Raw genomic sequence first — 26489 nt, 5'->3', positions numbered from 1 at the left:
TGAAACGAAGCGGCGATTTTTGAAATGGCGGTGAAGGCCGCCGGGTCCTTGACGTCAAGGGAAAGATCAAAATTGCTACCCACCGACTCATAGAGGGTATTCAACGTAGGGAGGTGATCGGGGAGGAAGCAGCCAAATGACTCTTGTTTCTCACCTGGAGGAGCTACGCCGTCGCTTATTGGTGGTGGCGGGAGAGGTAGTGCTCGGGGCAATCGTTTGTTGGATTTTTTACCCGCAGATTCTGGATTTTCTTCTTCGCCCGTACTGTCAGGTTCGTCTGACAGCAAGAGCACTAACTCCTACAAACAACATGAGCGCCCCCGAAGGAGCGCTCATGCAGAGTTAAATCTTTAGTTTTGGTCAGGCTTGCTGAATTTTAATCTCAATATCTACGCCAGCAGGCAAGTCCAAACGCTGTAACGAGTCCACGGTTTTTGCCGAGGGATCCAAGATGTCAAGCAAGCGCTTATGAATGCGCATCTCGAAATGTTCTCGAGAGTCTTTGTCCTTGAATGGGCCCTTGATAACCGTGTAACGGTGTTTCTCGGTGGGCAAAGGGATAGGTCCCCGGATATCAGCTTGGGTACGGCGTACCGTTTCTACAATCTTTTTGGTTGACTGATCAATAACCTCGTGATCGTAAGCCTTCAACCGGATCCGAATTTTTTGCCCTACAGCCATTATCGCTACTTAGTGATCTTGGTAACGGCGCCGGCACCAACGGTGCGGCCACCTTCACGAATAGCGAAACGCAAACCCTCATCCATAGCGATGGGAGCAATGAGCTCCACGTGCATGGTGGTGTTGTCGCCCGGCATACACATTTCAGTTCCTTCAGGAAGAACAATGGTGCCGGTTACGTCGGTGGTTCGGAAGTAGAACTGTGGACGGTAGTTAGAGAAGAAAGGCTTGTGACGGCCGCCTTCTTTAGTGGTCAACACGTACACCTCAGCATCAAAATCGGTGTGCGGGGTGATGGATCCTGGCTTAGCCAGAACCTGTCCACGTTGTACATCTTCTTTTTCCACGCCACGAAGCAAGGCGCCGATGTTGTCGCCAGCTTGGCCTTCGTCAAGAATCTTGCGGAACATTTCCACACCAGTACAGGTGGTTTCGGTGGTGTCTTTGAGGCCGATGATTTCAATTTTGTCACCGGTGTTCAAAATACCTTGTTCAATACGACCGGTCACCACGGTGCCGCGGCCGGTAATGGAGAACACATCTTCGATAGGCATCAAGAAAGGCAAGTCAACGTCACGTTCCGGGGTCGGAATGAAAGCATCAACTTCTGCCATCAAAGCCACGATGGCTTCTGCCGCATCGGCATCGCCTTCCAAAGCCTTCAAAGCAGATACCTGACAGATCGGGGTGTCGTCACCGGGGAAGTCGTATTCGTCAAGAAGTTCGCGAACTTCCATCTCTACCAACTCGATGAGCTCATCGTCATCAACCATGTCGCACTTGTTAAGGGCAACCACAATGTGAGGCACACCAACTTGGCGAGCCAGCAACACGTGTTCACGGGTCTGTGGCATGGGGCCGTCAGCTGCGGATACCACCAAGATGGCACCGTCTACCTGAGCGGCACCGGTGATCATGTTCTTGATGTAGTCAGCGTGACCAGGCATATCGACGTGAGCGTAGTGACGCTCGTCGGTTTCGTATTCAACGTGGGACACGTTGATGGTGATGCCGCGCTCGCGTTCTTCGGGAGCCTTGTCAATGTTCTCAAATTCGGTGAACGAAGTTGATTCCGGGTTACGGTCCGCAAGGACCTTGGTGATAGCTGCTGTAAGGGTGGTTTTACCATGGTCGATGTGCCCCATGGTGCCAACATTTACGTGCGGCTTGTTACGTTCAAACTGGGCCTTAGCCATTGCTTTTCCTCAATATTTCTCTGGGTTGCTTCAAAACTTCTAATTTCATTCACCGCGGATGCGGCTCACGATTTCTTCCTGCACCGACCCGGGGGTTTGTTGGTACGAGTCAAATTGCATGGTGTAGGTCGCACGGCCCTGAGTACGGGACCGCAGATCAGTAGCGTAGCCGAACATTTCCGACAATGGCACCCGTGCCGTCACTACTTGGTTGCCGCCTCGGGCTTCCATCTGGCCGACACGGCCGCGGCGAGAGTTCAAATCGCCTACCACGTCGCCCATGTAATTCTCTGGAGTTACTACTTCAACAGCCATAATGGGCTCCAGCAGCACTGGTTTGGCACGAGGAATTACTTCCCGGAACCATGATTGTGCAGCGATCTTGAAAGCCATTTCCGAAGAGTCCACGTCGTGAGACTTTCCGTCTTCCAAAGTTACTTTAAGGCCCAACAGGGGGAACCCAGCCAGGGTGCCGTTGTTCAGCGAGGCGCTGATGCCGTGGTCCACGGAAGGGATGTATTCCTTGGGTATGCGTCCACCGGTGACTTTATTTTCGAACAAGTAGGTCTGTTCTTTGTCTTCGTCTTCTTCGCCGGGTGACCACGGTTCAACGGTGGCGATGATTTCAGCAAACTGCCCTGACCCACCGGTTTGTTTTTTGTGGGTGTAGCGATGGCTCTCTACGGCGCGGGTAATGGTTTCGCGGTAAGCAACCTGAGGACGACCAACGTTGGCGTCTACCCGGAATTCACGCAACATGCGGTCCACCAGGACCTCGAGGTGAAGTTCGCCCATACCGCCAATAATGGTCTGGCCGGTTTCATCGTCGCTTTTTACCGTGAAGGTAGGGTCTTCTTCGGCCAGAGAGAAAAGGGCTTTACCCATTTTGTCTTGGTCGGCTTTTGATCGGGGTTCAACAGCTACGTGGATAACGGGGGCTGGGAACTCGAGTTGTTCCAACACGATGGGGTTGCTGGGGTCGCAGAGGGTGTCTCCGGTGCGGGTGTTTTTTAAGCCAATGCCGGCCACGATGTCGCCAACGCGTACTTCGTCACGGTCTTCACGGTTGTTGGCGTGCATTTCCAAAATGCGGCCGATGCGTTCTTTTGACCCGGTGCGGGCGTTTAACACGAATCCGCCCTTTTCAAGCACCCCGCTGTAGGCCCGGAAGTAAATGAGCTTGCCTACGTGAGGGTCGGTCATGATTTTGAAGGCCAAAGCAGAGAACGGTGCGTCGTCGGTTACTTCACGACTAATTTCGTCACCGCTGCGAGGGTGTACGCCCTCTACTGGGGGAAGGTCTAACGGTGAAGGGAGGTAATCAACCACGGCGTCAAGCAAGGGTTGTACCCCTTTGTTCTTAAAAGCGCTGCCTGTCAAGATCGGCACGCAGTCGCCCGCAAGCGTGCCGGAACGTACAGCGCTCTTGACGTCTTCTATAGTGATTTCTTCTTCACCCACGAATTTTTCTAAAATGTTTTCGTCGAATTCGGCCAGTACGTCAATAAGTTCGGTGCGATATTGTTCGGCGATCTCCACCATGTCTTCAGGAATGTCTACTACGTCCCATGATGCGCCTAAATCTTCACCTTGCCAGATCAAAGCATTCATGGCCACAATGTCGATGATTCCGGCAAATTCGGTTTCGGCACCGATGGGGAGTTGCAGCACCGCAGCGTTGCAGTTCAGGCGTTCACGAATGGTGTCCAGTACGAAGTAGAAGTCTGCACCGGTGCGGTCCATCTTGTTTACAAAACACATACGAGGCACGTTGTAACGGTCAGCTTGACGCCACACCGTTTCGGTTTGTGGTTCTACGCCGGCTACCCCGTCGAATACCGCAACGGCGCCATCGAGTACCCGAAGCGAACGCTCTACTTCAACGGTGAAGTCCACGTGGCCTGGAGTGTCGATGATGTTAATTCGGTGATCGTCCCAGAAACAGCTGGTGGCCGCTGAGGTGATGGTGATACCGCGCTCTTGTTCTTGTTCCATCCAGTCCATGGTGGCTGCGCCGTCATGGACTTCACCAATTTTGTAGTTCACGCCGGTGTAATACAAAATACGTTCGGTGGTGGTGGTTTTTCCCGCGTCAATGTGGGCCATAATGCCGATGTTGCGGGTTTTTTTCAGAGGGTGTCGCTTAGCCATTTGTTTGCTCGTCGTTTGCTTTCTGTGTTTTCGCTTAAAACATCAAGCGGAAACAATGGAATGAATCGTGGTGGGTTTACCAGCGATAGTGGGCGAAAGCTTTGTTGGCTTCAGCCATTTTGTGTACGTCTTCGCGGCGTTTTACCGAGGCGCCAAGACTGTTAGAGGCATCCATAATTTCGTTTGCCAAGCGCTCAGCCATAGTGTGTTCGCGGCGTGCTCGGGCGTAAGTAACTAGCCAACGGACGGCCAAGGTGCTTCCCCGGCGAGGGCGTACTTCGATAGGTACCTGGTAGGTAGCGCCACCAACACGGCGACTTTTTACCTCAAGTTGGGGTTTTATGTTTTCTAATGCATCTTTAAGAGCGGTTACCGGGTCGGAACCAGTTTTTGCTTCGATGGTAGAAAGCGCTTCGTAAACGATGCGTTCTGCGGTGGAGCGTTTGCCGCTCAACAACACTTTGTTTACTAACTGGGTTACCACGGTGGAGCGGTAAACGGGATCAGGGGTGAGTTCACGACGAACTGCGGGACCTTTGCGAGGCATGGTTAGCTCTCCTTCTTTGCGCCGTAACGGCTACGGGCCTGACGGCGTTGGCTTACCCCAGCGGTATCAAGGGTGCCTCGAATAACTTTGTAACGCACACCGGGAAGGTCTTTCACACGACCGCCGCGAACCAACACGATGGAGTGCTCTTGCAGGTTGTGTCCTTCACCAGGGATGTAGGCCGTGACCTCAATACCGGTGGTTAAACGGATACGAGCTACCTTGCGTAGCGCCGAGTTCGGCTTTTTTGGGGTAGTGGTGTAAACACGTGTGCACACCCCGCGACGCTGAGGAGCACCCTTAAGGGCAGGGGTGGTTTCCTTGGCTCGTTTGGATTTACGGCCCTTGCGGACCAGTTGGTTAATGGTGGGCACTGATTTACCTCTATTGAGATTCTTTTGATAGTCGAGTTTCGACGGTTGGCCCAAAGGCCGGCCGCCGAGAAACTCGAAGGAATAACCCGACCAAACTAAAAGGTTGGCCAGCGGATGAGTCTACGGGCAACATTTCTCTACTCACAAGCGCGCGAGGGGAGAAAGTTGAATGTCACAGCACTAAGCAGTCGGATCGGTAGCCGTAGCATCGGCCGCTAAGTCAATAACATCAGCTTCGTAGGCCCCAGCAGTGGGGTCCTCGTCGGCGTCAGCTTGACCAGCCAACCATGCGGCAAGATCTTGTTCTTCGTCTGCTGAACTATAAAAGTCCATGGGTTTATAGTCGGGGGCATGAGGCGCCACGCTGCGGTGTTGCTCCATACCGGTACCGGCCGGAACCAGTTTCCCGATAATAATGTTTTCCTTGAGCCCGATAAGACGGTCGCTCTTAGATTCAATAGCGGCTTCGGTAAGCACCCGAGTGGTTTCTTGGAAAGACGCAGCCGACAACCATGATTCGGTGGCCAAAGAAGCTTTGGTGATACCCATGAGTTCTGGGCGACCCTCTGCGGGGCGCTTGCCTTCGTCAACCAAATTGCGGTTTGTTTCGGCGAATTGTCGTTGATCAACTTGTTCGCCGGGCAGGAATTCTGATTCACCGGGGTCGTTAATCTTGACTCGGCGGGTCATTTGACGCACGATCAACTCAATGTGCTTATCGTGGATCGACACACCTTGGTCTCGGTACACTTTCTGCACTTCTTCCACCAGGTACTGCTGGGTTTCGCGCACGCCCTTGATTTCAAGGAGTTCTTTGGGGTCACGGGGACCTTCCACAATGGGGTCGCCGGCTTTAACTTCTTGCCCGTCGACTACTTCGAGGCGAGGCATGCCGGGGATCAAGTAAGTTTCTTCTTCCCCGTCGTCGGCCACCACGGTTATTTCACGACCGCGTCCTTCATCTTCGCCAATACGGATTACCCCAGAGATGCGAGCCAAGGTGGCTTTGCCTTTGGGGGTTCGTGCTTCGAAGAGTTCAACTACTCGAGGAAGACCGCCGGCCAAGTCCTTACCCGCTACACCACCGGTGTGGAAGGTACGCATGGTGAGCTGGGTGCCCGGTTCACCAATGGACTGTGCGGCGATAACGCCTACCGCTTCGCCTACTTCAATAGGTTTACTGGTAGCGAGCGACATGCCGTAGCAAGCGGCAGAAACACCGATTGCTGAGTCATCGGTGAGCGGTGAAAGTACCCGCACCCGGTTCACCATGGTGTCGTCACGCAAGATGTTCATTTCGTCTTCGCCCACGATCATTCCGGCTTCGTACACCGTGCCGTCGGCCAGGGTTACGTCGTCGGCCAAGGTGCGGCTCAACAAACGAGTGTCGAGATAAGTGCGTTTGTCTGCTTGGTCTGGTTCAACGTCGTCGATCCAGATACCAAACACTGCACCGCCCCCTTCGAAGGGGTTGTATTCGTTGATGATGAGTTCTTGCGAAACATCTACCAAGCGGCGGGTCAGGTAACCCGAGTCGGCGGTACGCAAAGCGGTATCGACCAGGCCCTTACGAGCACCAGGAGTAGCAATGAAGTACTCCAACATGGTCAAACCTTCCTTGAAGTTTGACTTGATGGGGCGAGGAATAAGGTCGCCACGAGGGTTGGCCACCAGGCCACGCATCCCGGCGATCTGACGCACCTGCATCATGTTGCCGCGAGCACCGGAGTCCACCATCACGTCGATGGGGTTGAACTCGTCGGCTTGCAAAGCCACAATCATTTTTTCGGTTACTTCTTGGGTGGCGGCGTTCCAAATTTCTACTTCTTTTTGGCGACGTTCACCGTCTGTAATAATGCCCTTACGGAACTGGCCTTCTACCTTGGCGGCATCTTTTTCGTGGCGGTCCAAAATAGCTTGCTTTTCCGGTGGGGTTTTTACATCGTCAATAGACACCGTCAAACCGGAGCGGGTGGCGTATTTGAAACACAGGTCTTTCAAGCCATCAAGGCTTTCCGCTACTTCTTTTTTGGTGAAGTGACGAGCTAAATCGTCAACCAGATCGGTCATGGCTTTTTTATCAACCCGATGGTTGACGTAGGTGAACCCTACGGGAAGTACTTCGTTGAAAAGTACCCGGCCTGGGGTGGTGGTGTGCCAAGTGGCGGCACTGCCGTTGGCCTCGGTGGCCTTCAACCCTGGGTAGTCTTCAGATCGATACTGAATGGTTGAATGCAGTTCAAGGCCGCCTTCGTCCATGGCGTGTTCTAATTCGTGTACGTGGCGGAATACTCGTCCTTCTCCTACCGAACTTTCGGTCTCCATGGTCAAGTAGTACCCACCGATGATCATGTCTTGGGTGGGGGTTACCAGGGGGCGGCCGTGAGCGGGGCTCAACACGTTGTTGGCCGACAGCATCAACACTCGTGCTTCTGCTTGTGCTTCTGCAGAAAGCGGAAGGTGCACGGCCATTTGGTCGCCGTCGAAGTCGGCATTGAAAGCGGTACAGACCAATGGGTGGATCTGAATAGCTTTGCCTTCTACCAAGACGGGTTCGAATGCTTGAATACCAAGACGGTGCAAGGTTGGGGCACGGTTCAAGAGCACGGGGTGTTCTTCAATTACTGACCCAAGAACGGTCCAAACCTGGGGCTTGCGGCGTTCTACCATGCGTTTGGCTGATTTGATATTGGGAGCCAATTCATCGTCTACCAGTTTTTTCATGACGAAAGGCTTGAAAAGTTCCAAGGCCATGATTTTGGGGAGGCCGCATTGGTGGAATTTCAGGGTGGGGCCGGCCACGATGACCGAACGCCCGGAGTAGTCGACGCGCTTTCCAAGCAAGTTTTGGCGGAAACGGCCTTGCTTACCTTTGAGCATGTCGGAGAGTGACTTCAACGGACGGTTGCCGGGGCCAGTAACTGGGCGGCCACGTCGACCGTTATCGAACAAGGCGTCTACTGCTTCTTGCAGCATGCGCTTTTCGTTGTTAATGATGATGCCTGGGGCACCGAGGTCAAGTAGTCGCTTCAACCGGTTGTTGCGGTTGATTACTCGACGGTAAAGGTCGTTGAGGTCGGAGGTAGCAAACCGGCCACCATCGAGCTGCACCATGGGGCGCAGTTCTGGCGGGATCACCGGTACGGCATCAAGGATCATGGCCCGTGGTTCGTTAACCCGGCGGCCGTGCTTGTCGCGGCGGTTCAGCGCAGCAACAATCTTGAGGCGTTTAATAGCTTTTTGTTTACGTTGTGCCGACAAAGGCTTTTGACCTTCTGGCGGGTCAATCATGACCCGCAATTTGACTTCTTCTTCGTCAAAGTCGATGCGGCCAATGAGTTGCGCTAAAGCGTCGGCACCCATGCCACCTTCGAAGTAGTCGCCCCAGCGGTCAACGAGTTCACGCCAGAGGGGTTCGTCTTCAATGATTTGGCGAGAGAACAAGCCGGTGAACTCGTCCCAGGCACGGTTGAGTACGTCGATTTCTTCTTCGTACTGGTCGCGTACAAACGAAAGGTCTTTTTCGGCGGACTTTTGACGGGCTCGCAAATCGGCGTCTTTGGCGCCTTCGCTTTCCATCTCCGCGAGCTCGGCTTCTAAAGACTCTTGACGGCGGTTCAGTTCGGCGTCGCGCTCTTCTTCGATAGCGAGGCGTTCTTCAACCAACTCGGCTTCCAAGGTGGTTAAATCGTCGTGGCGTTTGTCTTCATCTACCCACACCACCATGTTGGCGGCGAAGTAAATGACTTTTTCAAGCTGTTTGGCTTTGAGTTCTTCGCGAGGCTCGGTGCCCATAAGCAGGTAAGCCAACCATGAACGGGTGCCGCGGAGGTACCAAATGTGTACTGCGGGGGCCGCTAACTCAATGTGGCCCATGCGTTCACGGCGCACCTTTGAGCGGGTTACTTCAACACCGCAGCGTTCACAAATAATGCCCTTAAAGCGCACTCGTTTGTACTTGCCGCAGTAGCACTCCCAGTCTTTGGTGGGACCAAAGATTTTTTCGCAGAAAAGGCCGTCCTTTTCTGGTTTCAGGGTGCGGTAATTGATGGTTTCAGGTTTTTTAACCTCACCGTTTGACCACATGCGAATACCATCCGCGGTAGCCAATCCAATGCGAATTTGATCAAAGTCGTTGACGTCGAGCACTTTTTTTTCCTACGTCTCTATCGGAGAACGCCGGCGCTGCGGCGTTCATCTTCTTCGTCGGAGCCCCGTTCAGGGCGGGACAGGTCAATGCCGAGGTCTTCGGTAGCGCGGTAGACATCATCGTCTAGTTCACGCATTTCGACCTCATGGCCGGCCTCATCAAGTACCTCAACATCGAGGCAGAGTGATTGCATTTCTTTAATAAGAACTTTGAAGCTCTCGGGGATGCCTGGTGTCGGGATGTTTTCTCCCTTAACGATGGCTTCGTACACCCGTACTCGACCCAACACGTCGTCTGACTTGATGGTGAGGAGTTCTTGCAGGCAGTAAGCGGCACCGTAAGCTTCCAGCGCCCATACTTCCATTTCGCCGAAGCGCTGCCCACCGAATTGGGCTTTACCACCCAAAGGTTGCTGGGTAATCATGGAGTAAGGGCCGGTTGACCGGGCGTGGACCTTGTCATCAATAAGGTGAGCCAGTTTGAGGATGTAGACGTAGCCCAGCATGATCTGGTTGTCGTAAACTTCACCGGTTCGCCCGTTGTACAAGGTGGTTTTCCCGTCCAAACCAATCAGGCGTTCGCCTGAGGCTGCTTCGGGGTTGATGTTGCCCAATATTTTTTGAATGGTCGGGTGTTTGCCTGAACGGTCTTCTTCGTCCCAGTGAGCGCCGTCAAATACCGGTGTAGCGACGTGCACAGCCGGGGTGGTTGATATCCGTGTTTTGCGTTCGGTGCCACGAACTGGTTCTTGGCCAGTGGTTTCACCGTCTAGTTCCCAACCCCAACGGGCGCAGTAACCCAAGTGGGCTTCCAGCACCTGGCCGACGTTCATACGGGAAGGCACGCCCAACGGGTTCAAAATAATGTCTACCGGGGTGCCGTCCGAGGTGTAGGGCATGTCTTCGATAGGCAAGATTTTGGAGATAACACCCTTGTTGCCGTGGCGGCCGGCCAGTTTGTCGCCGACGCTGATTTTGCGTTTTTGCGCCACGTAGACCCGTACCAGTTGGTTAACCCCGGGCGGAAGTTCGTCGCCGTTTTCGCTATTGAAAACTTTGACGTCGATAACTTTGCCGGTTTCGCCGTGCGGCACCTTCATTGAGGTGTCGCGTACTTCGCGGGCTTTCTCGCCGAAGATGGCCCGCAGAAGGCGTTCTTCGGGGGTGAGTTCGGTTTCGCCCTTGGGGGTTACTTTTCCGACTAGTACATCGCCGGGGCCGACGTCGGCGCCGATGCGCACGATGCCCAGTTCGTCAAGATCGGCCATAATCTCGTCGGAAAGGTTGGGGATGTCTCGAGTGATTTCTTCGGGGCCCAACTTGGTGTCTCGGGCATCTACTTCGTGTTCGTGAATGTGGATCGAGGTGAGTACATCGTCTTTGACTAGACGCTCCGACAAGATGATGGCATCTTCGAAGTTGTAGCCCTCCCAGCACATGAACGCCACGAGCAAGTTTTTGCCCAAAGCCAGCTCGCCACCATCGGTGGAAGGGCCGTCAGCCAGAAGTTGACCAGCTTTTACTTTGTCGCCAGGAGCGACTTGTACTTTCTGGTTGATGCAAGTGTTTTGGTTGGAGCGTTCGAATTTGAACAGGTCGTGCGTGACTTTGCCGGCTTTGCGGTAGTCAACGGTGATGCTGACCCCGTCAACGGCGAGCACGGTGCCTGCTTCGTCAGCTAACACCATGTCGGCGGCGTCGTGAGCGGCTCGCGCTTCGATGCCGGTGCCGATGTAAGGCGCTTCGGCTTTCATCAACGGAACAGCTTGGCGCTGCATGTTGGCGCCCATGAGGGCACGGTTGGCGTCGTCGTGTTCCAAGAAGGGAATCAGTGCCGTGGCGACCGAAACGATCTGCTTGGGCGAAATATCCATCAACTGCACTTCAGAAGGCGGTACGTAGGAAATCTCGGTGGTGGCGGCGAAGAAAACGTCGCGTTCTAGCTGCAACCGGAGGTCTTGCAAAGATGCGGCCTGCGGTGATTGGCGTACCAGGACTCGGTCGTTTTCGAACCGGCCGTTGGCGTCCAACGGGGCGTTGGCCTGAGCTACTACGTATTCTTCTTCTTCGTCGGCCGCGAAGTATTTGATTTCATCGGTAACCTGGCCGTCTTTGACGATGCGGTAAGGGGATTCGATGAAGCCGAAGGCGTTTACCCGGCCGTAAGAGGCCAACCCGCCGATGAGTCCAATATTTGGGCCTTCAGGGGTTTCGATAGGGCACATGCGGCCGTAGTGCGAAAAGTGCACGTCGCGGACTTCGAAGCCGGCACGTTCACGAGACAAGCCACCAGGGCCCAACGCCGACAAACGACGGCGGTGGTTAAGGCCAGAAAGTGGGTTGACCTGATCCATGAACTGTGAGAGTTGGCTGGCCCCAAAGAACTCTTTGATGGCTGCTACTACCGGTCGGATGTTGATCAACGTGGTGGGGGTAATGGATTCCACATCTTGGGTGGTCATGCGCTCGCGCACTACCCGTTCCATGCGGGACAAACCAATACGTACCTGGTTTTGGATCAACTCGCCTACCGAACGAATGCGTCGGTTAGCGAAGTGGTCTTGATCGTCGAGGCGGTAGCCCGGCTCGCCTTTAGCCAGATGCAACAAGTAGATGCAGGTGGCCAAAACTTCTGATTGGGTGAGCACGGTTTGGTCGGGATCTGGTTTTTCCAACTCAATGTTGAAAAGTTTCTCGATGCTTTCAATTTCTGGGCCTAAGCGGCGGTTCAACTTGTAGCGACCGACACGAGAAAGGTCGTAGCGGCGAGATTCGAAGAAAGCGTTGTTCAGGTAAGAACGTGCCGCTTCTACCGAAGGAGGTTCGCCGGGGCGTACTCGCTTGTAGATTTCCAGCAAGGCTTCTTCTTGGGTGACGTGGAGTTCTTTGTCTTTTTCCCATTGGCCTTCGAGGAAATCGAAGTGCCGTACCATGCGGTCTAAGAAGCCGGGGTAGTTTTCTTCGTCGTAGCCAATTGCTCGCAGCAAGGTGAACATAGAGAGGCGGCGTTTACGAGCCACCCGGGTGCCGGCGGTAACGTCTTTGCCGGGTTTTTGCTCAACGTCAAATTCGATCCATTCACCACGGTAGGGGTGGATGGTGCCGGTGACCATTTGGTGTTTTGACAGGTTACGCAAGCGGTACCGCTCGCCGGGTTGGAAGATGACTCCCGGGGACCGCACCAACTGAGACACCACGACACGTTCGGTGCCGTTGATGATGAAGGTGCCTTTTTCGGTCATGACGGGGAAATCGCCCATGAAGACGGTTTGTTCTTTGATTTCGCCGGTGGCGGCGTTCATGAATCGAGCCCGTACGAAAATAGAAGCTGCGTAGGTCATGTCGCGTTCGCGGCACTCTTCTACGGTGTACTTCGGAGGAGGACAGAGGTCCTCGTCTTTGGGGTCAAACTCAAACTCCAGTGAAAGAGTTTCGCTGAAATCGGTAATGGGGCTGAGATCACGGAACGTATCGGCAATACCCTGATCTAAGAACCATTTAAATGATTCCCGTTGAATAGCGATCAGGTCGGGCAACTCGAGGGTTTCCTCGAGGTTTCCGAATGAGTAACGTTCCCGGACGAGGGGGCGAACAGACACCTAAAGACTCCTGGCCAGGGCAGAGGGATGAGGGACAACTGTGGTACTCAAGTAAAACAAGGCCATTTTGGCTTTGGGCACAAGGGTAGTCACAGCAAAGAGTGATCCTAGTCTGATCGCGCAGGGCTCCGCAACCCCTAGAGGAGATGCTTTAGAACATTTCCGGGGATCCCTTACGCGCAGAGTACGCGCAAAACCGTAGGCAGGTCAAGAACCCTCGCCAATATTTGCCAAATACGCTTTCGTTGCTTCAATAATATTTAAGCAAAAAGCGTCGAGACGCGTAAGGGCCCCGGCCCCCACAACGGGGAACCGGGGCTCTTACCGACCGCCCGAAGGCGGTTGGTGTTACTTCAGTTCTACAGAAGCGCCAGCAGCCTCAAGGGACTCTTTGGCTTTTTCTGCGTCTTCTTTAGAAGCGCCTTCCAACACGTTGTTGGGGGCACCGTCTACTAATTCTTTGGCGTCTTTCAAGCCAAGGTTGGTCAATGCCCGAACCTCTTTGATGACCTGAATTTTTTTGTCGCCTGAGCCTGTCAACACAACGTCGAAAGAGTCTTGCTCTTCAGCATCGCCGGCATCATCGCCGCCGCCCGCAGGAGCTGCTGCTACAGCAGCTGCTGGTGCAGCAGCGGTTACGCCGAACTTCTCTTCAAAGTCGCTCAACAGTTCGCTTAATTCAAGAACGGTCATCTCAGCGATGGCGTCCAGTACTTCTTCTTTCGTGGCCATAATTAGCCCTCCTCGGTTTCTTCGGCCGCAGCCTCTTCGGTTTGATCCGTTTCAGGCGCGGCCTCTTCGGCTGCTACCTCGTCAACAGAAGCCTCGGTGGCTTCTGCTTCGGTCGCTTCGGCTGGTTCCGCATCTGCGGTTGCCTCGGCATCTTCCACAGGAGCCTCGATGGCTTCTGCTTCGGAAGTGTTTCCCCCGCCTTGTTCGATAAGCGCCTTGAGGGCGTAAGCAAGGTTTTGGGGAAGAGCGTTGAGTAGGCCAGCGAATTGCTGCATAGGGGCAGCCATGGCGCCTGCCAATTGGGCCAGCAATACTTCGCGGGTAGGCAATTTAGCCAGGGCAGCGATTTGTTCGGTGCTCAGCAGTTCGCCATCTAATAAGCCGCCTTTGATAACCATGGCGTCATGGTTTGTGGCAAACTCTTTTAAGGCTTTAGCTAAAGCGGCGGCGTCGCCGTTGCTTCCGTCGGCTTTTTCGGTGACGAAAGCAAGAGCGGTTGGGCCTACCAACAGGTCTTCAATTTCTAGGTCAAGTTCTTTGGCCGCTAAACGGACCAAAGTGTTTTTGTAAATCTTGTATTCGCCACCAACTTCACGCAGTACTTTGCGCAGTTCAGCCATGGCGGGCACGTTAAGACCGCGATAATCGGTCAGTATGACTGCTTCGGTAGCGGAAATCTTGTTACGGACTTCTTCAACGATGGCTACTTTTTTGGTGCGGACATCACTCATGCTCACTCACCTCCTCAGATTTCTTCTTCTCGGTTGCGGCTTTATAGCCTTGGTTGCTCACCGAGGACCAGCGGCTGGCGAAAAGCCAGTTGGGGCCTGAGGCTCTCCTGCTCGGGCAAAAACACCGAGGTGCTTTTGTTCTGTCTCGCGACAACCCTGAGGTCTGCGGTGAGTTATTCGATTGTCTTGGGCAGGCTAGCGGGGTCTTTGCCGACCGCCACCTTATGCCCGGTTTGTTATTCGCTGACTCGTGATGGGTCGACGCTGACGCCGGGGCCTATGGTGGAGGAAAGCGAAACTTTGCGTAGGTAACGGCCTTTAGCGGACGATGGTTTTAACCGTTCCAGTTCTTCGATGACCGCAGCGAGGTTGGCTACCAGGGCCGGGGTTTCAAAGGATGCTTTACCTACTGGTACTTGCACGTTGGCGTGACGGTCGGTGCGGAACTCCACTTTGCCGCCTTTGAAGTCTTTCACTGCTTTGGCGGGGTCGGCGGTAACGGTGCCTGATTTGGGGTTGGGCATGAGGCCACGGGGGCCAAGGGCACGGCCGAGACGCCCAACGGTGGGCATCATGTCGGGGGTGGCGATGGCTACGTCGAAGTCCAGCATGCCGCCTTCTACTTCGGCGGCCAGGTCGTCGCCACCTACGTAATCGGCGCCTGCTTCTTGTGCGGCGGTGGCTGCTTCGCCTTGAGCGAATACTGCGACCTTTACGTCTTTGCCGGTACCCGAAGGCAAGGTGACGGTACCCCGTACCATTTCTTCGGCTTTGCGGGGGTCCACACCGAGGCGCACTACCAGGTCGATGCTTTCATCAAACTTTGCTGCGGCGAGGGTACGAACCAGCTCTAGGGCTTCGGTACCTGCATATTGTTGATGCGGGTCAACACGGGCCGCTGCATCGTCATAACGTTTTCCATATTTACTCATTGCGCCAATTCCTCCTGGCTTCCTCAGTGTTCCGTTGCCTTCGATGGGGCGAGGTGATCCCCACACGTAAACCGCATGTTTGCGGCGGAGTTTTAGATTTGGTTAAGCGACGGCGATGCCCATGGAGCGTGCGGTGCCGGCAACTTGCTGACGGGCGCCTTCAAGGTCGATGGCGTTGAGGTCAGGCATTTTGGTTTGAGCGATTTCTTCAACTTGAGCCCAAGTGATGGTGCCTGCTTCTTCTCGGCCTGGGTTTTGTGATGCTTTTTCAAGGCCTGCTGCTTGACGCACCAAAAACGAGGTGGGTGGGGTTTTGGTGACGAAGGTGAAGGAGCGGTCTTCGTAGATGCTGATTTCTACGGGAATGATTTGTCCGCGCTTGTCTTCGGTTTTGGCGTTGTAGTCCTTGCAGAAGTCCATGATGGCCACACCATGGGGACCCAAGGCGGTACCAACGGGCGGAGCCGGAGTGGCTTGCCCTGCAGGGATCTGGATTTTTACAATTGCCATTACTTTTTTCTTGGCCATGATTTAAAACTCGTCTTTCGGGACTGAGGGTAAAACCGCTCAGTAATTGTGAACGGTCAAGTATGGAGGCAGGTGAGCGGTTTGCCACCTGCTTTCGGTGATCAGAGTTGCGCTACCTGAGAGAACCCAAGTTCAACCGGGGTTTCACGGCCGAAGATATCGACCACCACTTTGACTTTAAGTTGCTCTTCGTTGATTTCGATAACTTCGCCAGAGAAGTCGGCAAACGGGCCGCCCTTGACGCGAACAGTTTCTCCAATACCGAAGCCCAGTTTGGCTCGAACCTTTTTTGGAGCATCGGATGAGACGTCGTCGCTCCAGAGAAAGGCTTCTACTTCTTTTCGCTTCAGCGAAGAGGGCTTTCCGGCGGCGCCCACGAAGTTGACGATTCCTGGGGTTTCTCGAATGGCATTCCAGCTTTGGTCGTTCAACCAGCAGCGAACCAGCAGATAGCCGGGGAACATTTTTTTAGAAACGGTTACTTTTTTTCCGTTGCGAAACTCGACCACGTCTTCCATAGGGATAACGATGTCCAAGATGGATTCTTCGAGGTTCATGGAAGCGATACGTGCTTCAAGGTTTTTGCGTACTTTGTTTTCGTAGCCGGACTGGGTGTGGATCACGTACCAACGCCCCGACAGGTCGTAAGGGCTTTGCGCCTTGGGAGCGGTTTCTTCGCCTTCGGGTTTGTCGTAGACCAAGCCGTCCACGATTTCTTCTGGGGCTGGTTCTTCCACCACTGCTTCTTCGGTGACCGTGCCGGTGGGCAGCAACTCGGCTGCTTCTTCGGGGGCCAGGTCGGCGGGGTCGATTTCTACCGGAGCAGGTTCAACGGTGCCGGTGGGCAACAGTTCTGCTGCGTCGACGACCGGGTCAGCCGCGGCTTCTTCGAGGGTGGTTTCGATTTCTTGTGGTGTGTTCATCAGACGTCAAACAATTCGAGTATGGAGTTGGAAAAGAACCAGTCGAGACCGGCAATAAGGGCAGTCATAACCACAATGGTGATAATGACCACCACAGCGTAGTTGGTGGTTTCGGACCGTGAAGGCCAAGCTACTTTACGTAGTTCGGCACGAATTTCACGAACGAATTGGCGAAATCCTGTTCGTTCTTCGGTGGAGCGTTGCTGCGGTTGGCGGCGTTCGCGTACTGGTTCGCCTTCCGCGTCTACTTCACCTTGGCGCTGGAGCATGCGTTTTTGCTCACGGTTCATTGACATGGGTTAATAAGCCTCGGGTTGATATTTGCGGTCAGGTTAAGGATAAGGGCGATTTGCGCGTCGCGCACTTGCAGGGCAGGAGGGACTCGAACCCCCAACCGTCGGTTTTGGAGACCGATGCTCTACCAATTGAGCCACTGCCCTGTGTCCGTTCCTCCGACTCAGTGTCGGAGTCGAAGGGCAGGTCTGCTGCGCAGGTTACCAGCCCTTCACGATGCTCCCGGTGGGAGATCGCTGATTTATTTGATCAGCGGGTCTCTTTATGGGGAACGTGGCTGCGACACCAACGGCAGAATTTCTTTATCTCGATGCGTTCACGGCTGTTAACTTTGGATTTTGTGGTTATGTAGTTCCGGCGTTTGCACTCTTGACATTCCAGAGTGACCTGAACTCGTTTATCTGATGCCATGGGGGCCTCTTTGTGTTTAGTTTTTTTTAGTAGCGACGGACAGATTTGAACTGTCGACCTCCCGATTATGAGTCGGGCGCTCTCACCAGCTGAGCTACGTCGCCAGCGAGCTCCCTGACAGAATCGAACTGTCGACCTTCTCCTTACCATGGAGACGCTCTGCCGTCTGAGCTAAGGGAGCTAGACCATATTTGATCGCTTCAAAGGATGCCACGGTAAGTGGGCGTTCGCCAACCCCTTAAAGGGTGATCTCTGAGGTATTTTGTGGCTAACCTTTTGGCTTATGGACTCATTGGTGACAACCCGGTTGGCTTCTTTGGCCGATGCTGAGGCGATTCGCGCTATTTATAACCATGAGGTTGCGACCTCTACGGCCTCTTTTGATTTGGTGGAACGTACTGCTGAACAGCAGGTTGCTTGGCTTCAGGAGCGGTCGGGGGCTTTTAGTGTGTTGGTCGCCGAGAGAAATAATTGCCTGGTGGGGTTTGCTTCGTTGTCGCCTTATAAGGAGCGAGCTGCTTATCGATCCACGATAGAGAACTCGGTTTATGTGGCAAATGACCAGCGGTGCCGTGGGGTGGCTTTTCGTCTTTTGTGTGAACTTTTAGCGGTGGCCCAGCAAAGTGGCTTTCATGTGGTCATGGCGCGCATCGGTGGCGGCAATGCAGCCAGCATTGCTTTGCATGAGAAATGCGGGTTTGTTTCGGTGGGGGTAGAGCGTGAGGTGGGGCGCAAATTTGGGCGTTGGCACGATGTGGTGGTGATGCAAAATTTGTTGCCGGCGCAAAGCAATCCACCAACTGGGCCAGAAAATAGTTGACGGGCCCGCCGGAGCGGACCCGTCTAACTTTGCTGGTGGGCCGAGAAGGATTTGAACCTTCGTAGGCTAACGCCGACGGGTTTACAGCCCGTTCCCTTTGGCCACTCGGGCACCGACCCATTGCAGAGGCGAAGGATAGCGGGGGCATGGCAGCCGACCACCGCTAAAGTGCAGTTATGCCTTCTTTTGATGTTGTATCCGAAATTGATATGCAAGAGGTCCGTAACGCGGTGGACCAAGCCGACCGGGAAATCCGGAATCGTTTTGACTTTAAGGGCACCGATTCGGTGGTCGAGTTGGGGGACGGTTTTATCAAACTGGAGTCCGCTTCGGAAGACCGTTTGGTCGCTTTGGTAGTGGTCTTAGAAGAAAAACTGGTGAAGCGTAAGGTTTCGTTGAAGTCTTTGGATTGGGGCCAGGTGGAAGAGGCCAGCGGTATGCGAGCTCGCCAGACCGCTACTTTGCAAGCGGGTATCAGCAGTGATCACGCCCGTACCATTAATAAAGCGATTAAAGATTTTGGGGTTAAGGGTATTCAGTCGCAGACGCAGGGCGACCAGGTTCGGGTGACTGGCAAAAAGCGTGACACTTTGCAAGAGGTCATTGCCGGGTTAAAAGAATCCTCCATTGATTTGCCTTTGCAGTTCATCAATTTTCGAGATTAACGCTGCTTGCCTTGACGGCAGTTTAAGAAATTGGGCCGCCGGTGATAATTTCGCCGCTCCAAGATTGGTTGCGTAAACGCTTTACCCGGTCTTCGGTCGAGGGGTGGGTTGAGAAGAACTTTCGCCCTCCTCCGCCTCGGGCTTGCATTTTGAGCGGGTCAATGATGTATGCGCTGGCTTGGTTGGGGTCGATTCCGGAGGGCACTCGTTGGGCGGCGTACTCTAATTTTTCTAAAGCTTGGGCCAGAGGCTCGCCGTCGCCGAGAAGGCGGGCCGCTGAGGCGTCGGCTTGATATTCGCGGCTGCGGCTGATGGCGGCTTGGATTACTGCGGCGGCGATGGGGGCCAGGATCATCATGGCGATCGCTCCGAAGGGGTTACGGTCTCGGCCGCGGCCACCGGAGAACATGGCGCCCCACATGACCATGCGGGCGCCGAAGGTGATGGCCATACCGACCGTGGCGGCGATGGAACCAATGAGGATGTCGCGGTTGCGAATGTGGCTGAGTTCATGGGCCAAGATGCCCCGCATTTCGTACCAACTCATATGGTCGAGCAGGCCTTGGGTGACCGCTACTGCGGCGTGGTTGGGGTTGCGGCCGGTGGCGAAAGCGTTGGGTTGCGGGTTGGGGGTGATGTAAAGCTTGGGCATGGGCAGGTTGGCCGCCATGGTGAGTTCATTCATGACCTGGTAGTACTCGGGGTGTTCGGCTTCGGTGGCCGGTACGGCGCGAGCAGATTTGATGGCCACTTTGTCGCTAAACCAGTAGGATCCGCCCACCATGACCACGCCCATGATGAGGCCGATGGTCATGCCGCTCGAGCCGCCGAAGGCTGCACCGGCCACAATAAATAGCCCGCCCAAAAGGGCCAGCAGGGTAAAGGTTTTAAAGGTGTTGATCATGACGGTTCTCCTCGTTTGCTGCTCTCATCGTACGGCCTAGCCACCGCTTCCGGCCGTCAAGGTGTTTACCCCGGGTCTGACCCCAGGTAAACACCTTTGGTGGTTATTGGTAGTAGCCGGAGTGGACGTAAACGGTGGGTACGCCTTCGGAGCGGTACATGACGAGGTTTTTGGCTTCGTCGTCGATAGCTAATATTGGTTGGTAGCCGTCGGCCCGCAGGCCGGCCAATACGCGGCGTTTGACTTCAAAAGAAGCCCCGTGGTCGCCGTCGGTGCGCATGGCCAGCAGGTCCCAGCACACCCCGTGGCGTTCCATCCAATTTATGGTCAGGTCGGCCAAGCGGCCGGGCCGGGCGGTTACCAAAACCACTGGGTGCTTAGCGGCCAGTTGCGCCACCAAACGCACCCCTTCCATAATTGGCGGGTCATCAGCTGATGCTTCGAAAAAACTCAGCCAATCCTTTTTTGGGCCATCCAAATGGTACTGACGGCCCGAGGCATCGGAGAGCACGCCATCTACATCAACCAACACCACCTCACCGGGCGGTAATGGTTTTTGGTTTTCTACCCGATGCCCAGCAGGCATTAGTCCTCTTGCGGGTCGGCGGCCACTCGGTCGCGGATTTCCGCTACTACCCCGGCATCAGCCAAGGTGGTGGTGTCACCTAGGTCGCGGCCTTCGGCGACGTCTCGCAGCAAGCGGCGCATGATCTTGCCGCTGCGGGTTTTAGGCAGGTCTGGTACCAAAAATACGGCTTTGGGGCGGGCCATGGGACCCAGCTTGGTGGCCACGTGGCGGCGCACTTCTTCGGCTAAGGCTTCGGAGGCTTCATGGGTGCCGCGCAGAATCACGTAGCCGATGATGGCTTGGCCGGTGACCTCGTCGTTGGCTCCCACTACGGCGGCTTCGGCAACTGCCGGATGATCCACTAGAGCGGACTCCACTTCGGCGGTGGCGATGCGGTGACCGGACACGTTCATGACATCGTCCACGCGCCCCAAAAGCCACAGGTAACCGTCGGCATCGATTTTGGCTCCGTCGCCGGCAAAGTAGCGGCCCTCATAGGTCGACCAATAGGTCTCCAGGTAGCGCTCGGGGTCGCCCCAAATGCCCCGCAGCATGGCCGGCCAGGGGTGGGTGATGGTCAGGTAGCCGCCGCCTTCAGAAATGGGTTGGCCGGCGTCGTCTACGACTTCGGCGAAGACACCAGGGATGGTGTGGCAGGCTGACCCTGGTTTGGTGGTGGTTACCCCAGGCAGGGGGCTGATCATGTGCCCGCCGGTTTCGGTTTGCCACCAGGTGTCCACGATGGGGCAGGTGCTGCCGCCAATATTTTCGTGATACCACATCCATGCTTCGGGGTTGATGGGTTCACCGACCGTGCCCAATACCCGCAGGCTGCTGAGGTCGTGGGCTTCGGGGTCTTGGCTCCCCCATTTCATGAAGGTACGTATGGCCGTGGGGGCGGTGTAAAGCTGGGTTACCCCGTAGCGTTCGATGATGTCCCACAGGCGGTCCTTGGGCCAGGTTGAGCGGTCGTCACTCCGAAACTCGGGCCGTGGGGTGTCGGGGGTGCCTTCGTACATGACCGAGGTGCAGCCGTTGGTGAGTGGCCCGTACACGATGTAACTATGGCCGGTTACCCAGCCGATGTCGGCGGCGCACCAATACACGTCGTCGTCTCGGTTGAGGTCGAACACCGTTTTGTGGGTGTAGGCCACTTGGGTGAGGTACCCGCCGGTGGTGTGCATGATGCCTTTGGGTTTGGCGGTAGTGCCCGAGGTGTAAAGCAGGTACAGCAGTTGTTCGCTGTCCATGGGTTCGGCTGGGCAGTCGGCGGAGGCTTCGGCCATAAGTTCATGCCACCACAGGTCGCGGTTTTCTTTCATGGTGACTTCGGTGTCGCACCGGTTGACCACCACTACGTGTTCCACACAGGAGGCTCCAGAGTCTAGAGCAGCGTCGACGTTTACTTTGAGGGCCGAAGGCTCTCCCCGGCGGTAACCAGCGTCGGCGGTGATGACCATGCGGGCTTGGGCGTCTTCGCAGCGGTCCACTATGGAGTCCGGCGAGAACCCGCCGAAGATCACGCTGTGCGCTACCCCGATGCGGGTACAGGCCAACATGGCTACCGGCAGTTCGGGGATCATTGGCATGTAGATAGCTACTCGGTCGCCTTTTTTGAGGCCTAAGCCTTTGAGTACGTTGGCGAAGCGGCTGACCTCATCGAGCAACTGGGTGTAACTGATTTCGCGGGTGTCGCCGGGCTCCCCTTCCCAAAAATAAGCAATGCGGTCGCCGTAGCCGGCTTCTACGTGGCGGTCTAAGCAGTTGTAAGAAACGTTGAGTTGCCCACCTAAGAACCATTTGGCGTAGGGCAGTTCCCATTCCAACGTGGTGTGGAAGTCTTGGTCCCAAGTGAGAAGTTCTCGTGCTTGGCGGGCCCAGAAGGCCTCATAGTCCAGGGCGGCTTCTTGGTAATCCGAGCGGTCGCCCGCTACTGCGGAGGCCACAAAGTCAGCCGACGGCGGGAAGGTGCGGTCTTCGACGTAATAGTTCTCAATGGTTGGTTCGTTCACAAAATTACCTTTCCTCGGTTAACCCGCCCGACCCTAGTAGACCTCTCACCAAGGCTCAACCAACCCAGAGTTCGTGCTGTGGGGACTGTCCCCACAGCACGAACTTTAGGGGGTTGTCCAGGTAAGGGTTTGGAAGGCGCCGAGACCGTCGGGGGCTAAGAGTGCTTCGGCTTCGCTGATGCGGCTGCGGGCTTTGAGGGCCGCTAGGTCGGCCACTCCGGCTCGTTGTTCCCAAATGCGGCGACCTTCCGCTACGAGGTCATCGACGCCGTTGGCTTGTAACCAGTCAAGTTGCGTGCCTACCTCCGGTTGGCCGGGGAGTTGATCCACCGCCACTTCGGTGGTGATGTCTTGGCTACCTAGATAGTCCAGCGGCGATCCACCGTGCTGATGGTTGCGGTAGGTGCGTAACCAAGAGGACTTCTGGGCCATCTGGGCTGTGGTCGCGCAATAGTCAACAACCAGCAGGCTGCTTCCAGGCGCCAGTGAAGCCCAAGCCCCGGCAACCCATTGGGCTGCCGCTGCTTGGGTAGGTATGCGCTGGCCGGCCACTGGCGGCAAAGCAACCGGTGGGTTCACCGGGTCGCCCAGCACCTCGAAGAATTCATCTCCCTCCACCGTTACCTGTACCGGCCGCCAAGACTCTCCATCGGCCGCCAACACGCCGAACGGCAAGTTGTCTAGCAACTCGTTGGCCACCACTGCCCCAACAAGAGGCCCGGCCGGCATTTCGGCCAAGGCATCTACCCCATCAGGGTGAAGGGCCCGTTGAGCTGCCGAAACCTCTACCGTCACGTAGCGGCCGGTTGCCAGGCACGCCGGTTGGGCCGCCAAAACAGCCCGAGCCAACGTCCCTGGGCCTGCTCCTACCTCAACTACCGTAAACCCATCAGGCTCCCCCATAGCCGCCCACCGTTTGTCCAACCACCGCGCCAGCACGGCGCCAAACAACGGGCCTACTTCGGGGCTGGTAATAAAATCCCCCCGGCGACCCGCCGAACCGCCAGAAACATAAAAGCCAAAGTCGGGGTCGTACAGGCAAGCCTCAACCCAAGCAGAAAAATCTAGCGGCCCGCCAGCGCGGCACCGGGCGGCCAGCCGTTCGGCTAAGCCATTAATGTCAGCCCCCGAGGGCCAGCAGGCTCACGTCGGTGAAGCGAGCCACTATTTGTGGCACCACACCAAAGGCCAAGGTAACGCCGGCGCAAATAGCCAAAGCGATAACCAGCGACGGGGTGGTGGGCACCGGAGCCAAATCGCCTTCTGGAGCGTCATCGGCCCACATGCGGCGCGCAATACCAGCGTAGTAATACAAGGCAATCACCGAGTTCACAGCAGCGATCACCGCTAAGGAGTAGCCCCAGAAGTCGCCGGCCGAGGTCAATACTCGGAACACCTCAAATTTGGCGAACCAGCCGCCCAACGGAGGAATACCCGCCAGCGAGAACAAAAAGAAGCTCATGGCCACGGTCAGCCCCGGAGCGTAACTAAAGGCCCCACCAAAGCTGCTGAGCTCTGCCGAACCAGTTTTGCGAGACAAGGTGATGATGACCGCAAAAGCCCCCAAGTTCATGGCAGCGTAAATAGCCAAGTAGGTCACCACGGTAGACAACGCTTGATCGCCTAACCCGGCGTGACCGGCCACGGCCAGCGGGGCGATAATAAACCCGGTTTGGGCCACCCCGGAGTAAGCCATGAGGCGCACCATGTTGGTTTGGCGCAAAGCCACCAGGTTGCCCAAGGTCATAGACGCCGCGGCCAAAATCCAGATCAACGGTTCGTAGACATCGGCTCGACCGTAGAAACCCACGTAAAGCAATTGCAAGATAGCCACAAAGCCAGCAGCTTTTGAGGCCACCGAAAGAAACGCCGTCACCGGGGTGGGGGCGCCTTCATAAACATCAGGAGCCCAGGTATGAAACGGGGCCGCCGAAACTTTAAAAGCAAACCCAGCGATGATAAAGACAATGGCCAAAGTGGTGGCCGATGTTGAGGCGGCACCCGAAGCCACCGCAGTAGCGATCTCCGTGAGTTGGGTAGAACCCGCCAACCCGAAGAGCAGCGACATGCCGTAGAGCATGACCGCCGAAGCGAACACCCCCATGAGGTAATACTTCAAACCGGCTTCGTTGGAGCGGGCATCGCCCTTGCGCCAAGCCACCATCAAATAAGCGGGGATCGACAACAGTTCCAAGGCCACGAAGATCGAAATCAAGTCCCGAGAGGAGGCCATCATGATCATGCCCATAAGCGAAGCCAGCAACAGGCCGTAATATTCGTTTTCCCAATAATCGCCTTCGGCCACATAGTTGGTAGAGAGCAAAATCACTACATAACCGGCCATTAAGAAAATAGCTTTGGTGATAAGCGCAAAGTCGTCAACCACGTACGCTCCACCGAACAGCACTCGGTCGGCGCCACTGCTGGCCAAGGTAATGAGCGGAATGGCGGTAGCCAGCACACCCAACCCGGCCAAAGCAGCGGTAAAGGACCGGGCTTTTTCTAAAAAGATGATGTCGGCCAAGGTGATGAGACACCCGGCGGTTAACAGCACCAACTCGGGGGCCACCGCATGCCAATCAATGGCTGGCCTTTCAAAGGCCAAGGCGAGCAGTTGCGCAGTCACGGTCAGTCTCCGCTCACTGCGTGTTCATCTACCACATGCCCGCCGCTACCCAAGTTGTAAACCGGGGCGCAATGCAAAGCTTCGATATCTTCGGCCGACATTTCTTGGGTGTTTACTTGCAAACATTCGTTAAGCGAAGCATCTACCGCCCCATCAGTCACCCGGAAAATCAAGTTGGGGTAAATACCGATAGCTAAGATCAAAGCGATCATAGGGGTCCAGGCAATCCACTCGTGACGGGTTACGTCAGGAATATCTAGGTCAGCAAACTCTTCGGTGGGGGTACCAAAGGCGGTGCGTTGCAATAGCCACAGCAGGTAGCCGGCGGCCAACACGGTGCCCAAAGCAGAGATCACCATGTAAGTGCGGAAGGTCTCTACAGGCAGGCCGTTAGCCGGGTTGTAGGTGGACAAAATGGCAGGGAACTCGCCCCAGAAGCCAGCCAAACCAGGCAGACCCAACGAAGCCATAACGCTCAAACCGAGAATCCAACCCATACGAGGGGCTTTAAGCAACAAGCCACCCAAGCGGGCAATATCTAAGGTGTGGTAGCGCTCTTTGATCGACCCAGCGATGAAGAACAACATGCCGGTGATCAAACCGTGGGCCACCATGCCCATGATGGCGGCGTTAATGCCGAAATCAGTGAGGGTAGAAATGCCCAACATGACGAAACCCATGTGAGCGACCGATGAAAAAGCGATCAGGCGCTTCATGTCGGTTTGTGCCAAACAGCCCAAGGCACCGTAGATGATGCCCACTACCGCCAACAGGCCGATCCAAGGAGCCCATTCCACGGCGGCTTCTGGCAACACGGGAATAGCGATGCGAATAAAGCCGTAGGTGCCGAGTTTCAACAACACGGCGGCCAAGATGACCGAACCGACGGTCGGGGCCTGAGTGTGAGCGTCAGGCAACCAGGTGTGGAAGGGGAACATAGGTACCTTGATGCCGAAGCCCAACAACATGCCGCCAAAGATCCATAGTCCGGCGGTGCGAGAAATACCGTTCTCGGCTACTGCCTGGGCGAGGTCGGTGAGAACGAACGATTCGGCACCCGACAAAAAGTACAGCGACAAGAAGCTCACCAACATAAGTGCTGAACCGAACAAGGTGTACAAGAAGAACTTCAACGAGGCGTAGCGGCGGTCTTCGCCGCCCCACACGGCGATCATGAAGAACATGGGCAACAGCACCACTTCGAAGAACACGAAGAACAGCACCAAGTCTTGAGCCATAAAGGTGCCGATCATGCCGGTTTCTAGAACCAAGATCAGCATCAAGAAGGCTTTGGGGTTAGATGGGGACGGGAAATGATCCCACGAGTAGACGATGCACAAAGGCACCACCAGCATGGTTAGCAACACCAACGGCAGCGACATGCCGTCGAGGCCCATGGCGTAGTGGCTGTTTATGACGTCGATCCACATGTGGTCCACAGCAAACTGCAACTGCCCCGTGGCACCAAGATCAAACTGCACTAAGAGCAGCACCCCAATGGCAGCCACCACCAACGAGGTGGCCAGAGCGATCTTTTTATGCAGATCCTCTTTTTCTTTGGGGACGAACATCATGAGCGCCACCCCCAACATTGGTACGAAGGTGGCGGCCGTTAAGCCCCAACTGTCAAGCAAATTTTCCATACT

General features: G+C 55.4%; 23 protein-coding genes and 4 tRNA genes. 3 read left to right on the top strand and 24 right to left on the bottom strand.

The features are described 5' to 3' along the window. Nucleotides 1-136 precede the first annotated feature (136 nt). The gene (locus EYQ49_09910; protein ID HIG26179.1) at nucleotides 137-346 is read left to right on the top strand and encodes a hypothetical protein; all 210 of its coding nucleotides are present in this window, start codon (nucleotides 137-139) and stop codon (nucleotides 344-346) included. A 14-nt stretch (nucleotides 347-360) separates the two neighbouring features. On the opposite strand, the gene rpsJ is transcribed toward EYQ49_09910, so the two are convergent. The 17 genes from rpsJ to EYQ49_09825 form a co-directional block, all read right to left on the bottom strand. Continuing rightward, on the bottom strand, nucleotides 361-681 hold the full coding sequence (gene rpsJ / locus EYQ49_09905; protein HIG26178.1) for a 30S ribosomal protein S10: 321 nt from the start codon (nucleotides 679-681) through the stop codon (nucleotides 361-363). Between the two features lie 5 nt (nucleotides 682-686). Further along, nucleotides 687-1877 (bottom strand): elongation factor Tu, encoded by a 1191-nt coding sequence (gene tuf / locus EYQ49_09900; protein ID HIG26177.1) that lies wholly within the window; start codon nucleotides 1875-1877, stop codon nucleotides 687-689. Between the two features lie 45 nt (nucleotides 1878-1922). Next, nucleotides 1923-4028, bottom strand: a complete 2106-nt coding sequence (fusA, locus tag EYQ49_09895; protein ID HIG26176.1) for an elongation factor G — start codon at nucleotides 4026-4028, stop codon at nucleotides 1923-1925. Nucleotides 4029-4104: 76 nt separating this feature from the next. Continuing rightward, on the bottom strand, nucleotides 4105-4575 hold the full coding sequence (gene rpsG / locus EYQ49_09890) for a 30S ribosomal protein S7 (protein ID HIG26175.1): 471 nt from the start codon (nucleotides 4573-4575) through the stop codon (nucleotides 4105-4107). 2 nt (nucleotides 4576-4577) lie between these two features. Continuing rightward, entirely contained in the window at nucleotides 4578-4949 is a 372-nt protein-coding gene (locus EYQ49_09885; protein HIG26174.1) for a 30S ribosomal protein S12, read from the bottom strand. Nucleotides 4950-5129: 180 nt separating this feature from the next. After that, entirely contained in the window at nucleotides 5130-9098 is a 3969-nt protein-coding gene (locus EYQ49_09880; protein ID HIG26173.1) for a DNA-directed RNA polymerase subunit beta', read from the bottom strand. A 17-nt stretch (nucleotides 9099-9115) separates the two neighbouring features. Continuing rightward, the gene (locus EYQ49_09875; GenBank protein ID HIG26172.1) at nucleotides 9116-12697 is read right to left on the bottom strand and encodes a DNA-directed RNA polymerase subunit beta; all 3582 of its coding nucleotides are present in this window, start codon (nucleotides 12695-12697) and stop codon (nucleotides 9116-9118) included. Nucleotides 12698-13045: 348 nt separating this feature from the next. After that, nucleotides 13046-13429: a 50S ribosomal protein L7/L12 gene (locus EYQ49_09870; protein HIG26171.1), complete on the bottom strand. Its 384-nt coding sequence runs from the start codon at nucleotides 13427-13429 to the stop codon at nucleotides 13046-13048. A 2-nt stretch (nucleotides 13430-13431) separates the two neighbouring features. Continuing rightward, nucleotides 13432-14160: a 50S ribosomal protein L10 gene (locus EYQ49_09865; GenBank protein ID HIG26170.1), complete on the bottom strand. Its 729-nt coding sequence runs from the start codon at nucleotides 14158-14160 to the stop codon at nucleotides 13432-13434. Between the two features lie 236 nt (nucleotides 14161-14396). Continuing rightward, on the bottom strand, nucleotides 14397-15092 hold the full coding sequence (locus EYQ49_09860; protein HIG26169.1) for a 50S ribosomal protein L1: 696 nt from the start codon (nucleotides 15090-15092) through the stop codon (nucleotides 14397-14399). A 102-nt stretch (nucleotides 15093-15194) separates the two neighbouring features. Next, nucleotides 15195-15623, bottom strand: coding sequence for a 50S ribosomal protein L11 (gene rplK / locus EYQ49_09855; GenBank protein HIG26168.1), 429 nt, complete (start codon nucleotides 15621-15623; stop codon nucleotides 15195-15197). Nucleotides 15624-15721: 98 nt separating this feature from the next. Continuing rightward, nucleotides 15722-16543, bottom strand: a complete 822-nt coding sequence (gene nusG, locus EYQ49_09850; protein HIG26167.1) for a transcription termination/antitermination factor NusG — start codon at nucleotides 16541-16543, stop codon at nucleotides 15722-15724. Next, on the bottom strand, nucleotides 16543-16812 hold the full coding sequence (gene secE, locus EYQ49_09845) for a preprotein translocase subunit SecE (GenBank protein ID HIG26166.1): 270 nt from the start codon (nucleotides 16810-16812) through the stop codon (nucleotides 16543-16545). The genes nusG and secE overlap by 1 nt, the downstream gene beginning before the upstream one ends. A gap of 95 nt (nucleotides 16813-16907) precedes the next feature. Then, nucleotides 16908-16983 (bottom strand) — tRNA-Trp (locus EYQ49_09840). Nucleotides 16984-17086: 103 nt separating this feature from the next. Further along, nucleotides 17087-17248 carry a 50S ribosomal protein L33 gene (gene rpmG / locus EYQ49_09835; protein ID HIG26165.1) on the bottom strand — a complete coding sequence of 54 codons (162 nt, stop codon included), beginning with the start codon at nucleotides 17246-17248 and terminating at the stop codon, nucleotides 17087-17089. A gap of 27 nt (nucleotides 17249-17275) precedes the next feature. Beyond that, a tRNA-Met gene (locus tag EYQ49_09830) sits at nucleotides 17276-17352 on the bottom strand. A gap of 4 nt (nucleotides 17353-17356) precedes the next feature. Continuing rightward, a tRNA-Thr gene (locus EYQ49_09825) sits at nucleotides 17357-17429 on the bottom strand. Between the two features lie 102 nt (nucleotides 17430-17531). Here EYQ49_09825 and EYQ49_09820 point away from each other — a divergent pair. Continuing rightward, on the top strand, nucleotides 17532-18068 hold the full coding sequence (locus EYQ49_09820) for an N-acetyltransferase family protein (GenBank protein ID HIG26164.1): 537 nt from the start codon (nucleotides 17532-17534) through the stop codon (nucleotides 18066-18068). A gap of 33 nt (nucleotides 18069-18101) precedes the next feature. Here the strand turns inward: EYQ49_09820 and EYQ49_09815 are convergent. Continuing rightward, a tRNA-Tyr gene (locus EYQ49_09815) sits at nucleotides 18102-18187 on the bottom strand. A 57-nt stretch (nucleotides 18188-18244) separates the two neighbouring features. On the opposite strand from EYQ49_09815, the gene EYQ49_09810 reads away from it, so the two are divergent. Continuing rightward, on the top strand, nucleotides 18245-18733 hold the full coding sequence (locus EYQ49_09810; protein HIG26163.1) for a YajQ family cyclic di-GMP-binding protein: 489 nt from the start codon (nucleotides 18245-18247) through the stop codon (nucleotides 18731-18733). 22 nt (nucleotides 18734-18755) lie between these two features. Here EYQ49_09810 and EYQ49_09805 read toward each other — a convergent pair whose 3' ends face one another. The 6 genes from EYQ49_09805 to EYQ49_09780 all read right to left on the bottom strand — a co-directional run bounded on the left by EYQ49_09805 (nucleotide 18756) and on the right by EYQ49_09780 (nucleotide 26486). Continuing rightward, nucleotides 18756-19637, bottom strand: a complete 882-nt coding sequence (locus EYQ49_09805; protein HIG26162.1) for a protease HtpX — start codon at nucleotides 19635-19637, stop codon at nucleotides 18756-18758. Between the two features lie 103 nt (nucleotides 19638-19740). Continuing rightward, on the bottom strand, nucleotides 19741-20223 hold the full coding sequence (locus tag EYQ49_09800) for a hypothetical protein (GenBank protein HIG26161.1): 483 nt from the start codon (nucleotides 20221-20223) through the stop codon (nucleotides 19741-19743). Further along, complete coding sequence (gene acs, locus EYQ49_09795; protein HIG26160.1) at nucleotides 20223-22217, bottom strand: acetate--CoA ligase; 1995 nt, start codon at nucleotides 22215-22217, stop codon at nucleotides 20223-20225. Before acs ends, EYQ49_09800 begins: the two co-directional genes overlap by 1 nt. 105 nt (nucleotides 22218-22322) lie before the next feature. Next, nucleotides 22323-23120: a hypothetical protein gene (locus tag EYQ49_09790; GenBank protein HIG26159.1), complete on the bottom strand. Its 798-nt coding sequence runs from the start codon at nucleotides 23118-23120 to the stop codon at nucleotides 22323-22325. A 217-nt stretch (nucleotides 23121-23337) separates the two neighbouring features. Further along, a complete protein-coding gene (locus tag EYQ49_09785) occupies nucleotides 23338-24849 on the bottom strand; it encodes an NADH-quinone oxidoreductase subunit N (protein HIG26158.1) in 1512 nt (503 codons plus the stop codon). After that, nucleotides 24846-26486 carry an NADH-quinone oxidoreductase subunit M gene (locus tag EYQ49_09780; GenBank protein HIG26157.1) on the bottom strand — a complete coding sequence of 547 codons (1641 nt, stop codon included), beginning with the start codon at nucleotides 26484-26486 and terminating at the stop codon, nucleotides 24846-24848. Before EYQ49_09780 ends, EYQ49_09785 begins: the two co-directional genes overlap by 4 nt. Nucleotides 26487-26489 lie beyond the last annotated feature (3 nt).

The sequence above is a fragment of the Acidimicrobiia bacterium genome (assembly GCA_012959995.1).
Classification (GTDB): Bacteria; Actinomycetota; Acidimicrobiia; order Acidimicrobiales; family MedAcidi-G1; genus MedAcidi-G2B.
Note: the sequence above shows the minus strand (reverse complement) of the source record. Positions and strands in the feature narration are given on the sequence as shown.

Bases quoted from the DNA above. Each gene is read 5' to 3' on its own strand.
- EYQ49_09910 (HIG26179.1), top strand. From the start codon at position 137: ATGACTCTTGTTTCTCACCTGGAGGAGCTACGCCGTCGCTTATTGGTG.
- rpsJ (HIG26178.1), bottom strand. From the start codon at position 681: ATGGCTGTAGGGCAAAAAATTCGGATCCGGTTGAAGGCTTACGATCAC.
- tuf (HIG26177.1), bottom strand. From the start codon at position 1,877: ATGGCTAAGGCCCAGTTTGAACGTAACAAGCCGCACGTAAATGTTGGC.
- fusA (HIG26176.1), bottom strand. From the start codon at position 4,028: ATGGCTAAGCGACACCCTCTGAAAAAAACCCGCAACATCGGCATTATG.
- rpsG (HIG26175.1), bottom strand. From the start codon at position 4,575: ATGCCTCGCAAAGGTCCCGCAGTTCGTCGTGAACTCACCCCTGATCCC.
- EYQ49_09870 (HIG26171.1), bottom strand. From the start codon at position 13,429: ATGGCCACGAAAGAAGAAGTACTGGACGCCATCGCTGAGATGACCGTT.
- EYQ49_09865 (HIG26170.1), bottom strand. From the start codon at position 14,160: ATGAGTGATGTCCGCACCAAAAAAGTAGCCATCGTTGAAGAAGTCCGT.
- EYQ49_09860 (HIG26169.1), bottom strand. From the start codon at position 15,092: ATGAGTAAATATGGAAAACGTTATGACGATGCAGCGGCCCGTGTTGAC.
- nusG (HIG26167.1), bottom strand. From the start codon at position 16,543: ATGAACACACCACAAGAAATCGAAACCACCCTCGAAGAAGCCGCGGCT.
- secE (HIG26166.1), bottom strand. From the start codon at position 16,812: ATGCTCCAGCGCCAAGGTGAAGTAGACGCGGAAGGCGAACCAGTACGC.
- rpmG (HIG26165.1), bottom strand. From the start codon at position 17,248: ATGGCATCAGATAAACGAGTTCAGGTCACTCTGGAATGTCAAGAGTGC.
- EYQ49_09820 (HIG26164.1), top strand. From the start codon at position 17,532: ATGGACTCATTGGTGACAACCCGGTTGGCTTCTTTGGCCGATGCTGAG.
- EYQ49_09810 (HIG26163.1), top strand. From the start codon at position 18,245: ATGCCTTCTTTTGATGTTGTATCCGAAATTGATATGCAAGAGGTCCGT.
- EYQ49_09805 (HIG26162.1), bottom strand. From the start codon at position 19,637: ATGATCAACACCTTTAAAACCTTTACCCTGCTGGCCCTTTTGGGCGGG.
- EYQ49_09800 (HIG26161.1), bottom strand. From the start codon at position 20,223: ATGCCTGCTGGGCATCGGGTAGAAAACCAAAAACCATTACCGCCCGGT.
- EYQ49_09790 (HIG26159.1), bottom strand. From the start codon at position 23,120: ATGGGGGAGCCTGATGGGTTTACGGTAGTTGAGGTAGGAGCAGGCCCA.
- EYQ49_09780 (HIG26157.1), bottom strand. From the start codon at position 26,486: ATGGAAAATTTGCTTGACAGTTGGGGCTTAACGGCCGCCACCTTCGTA.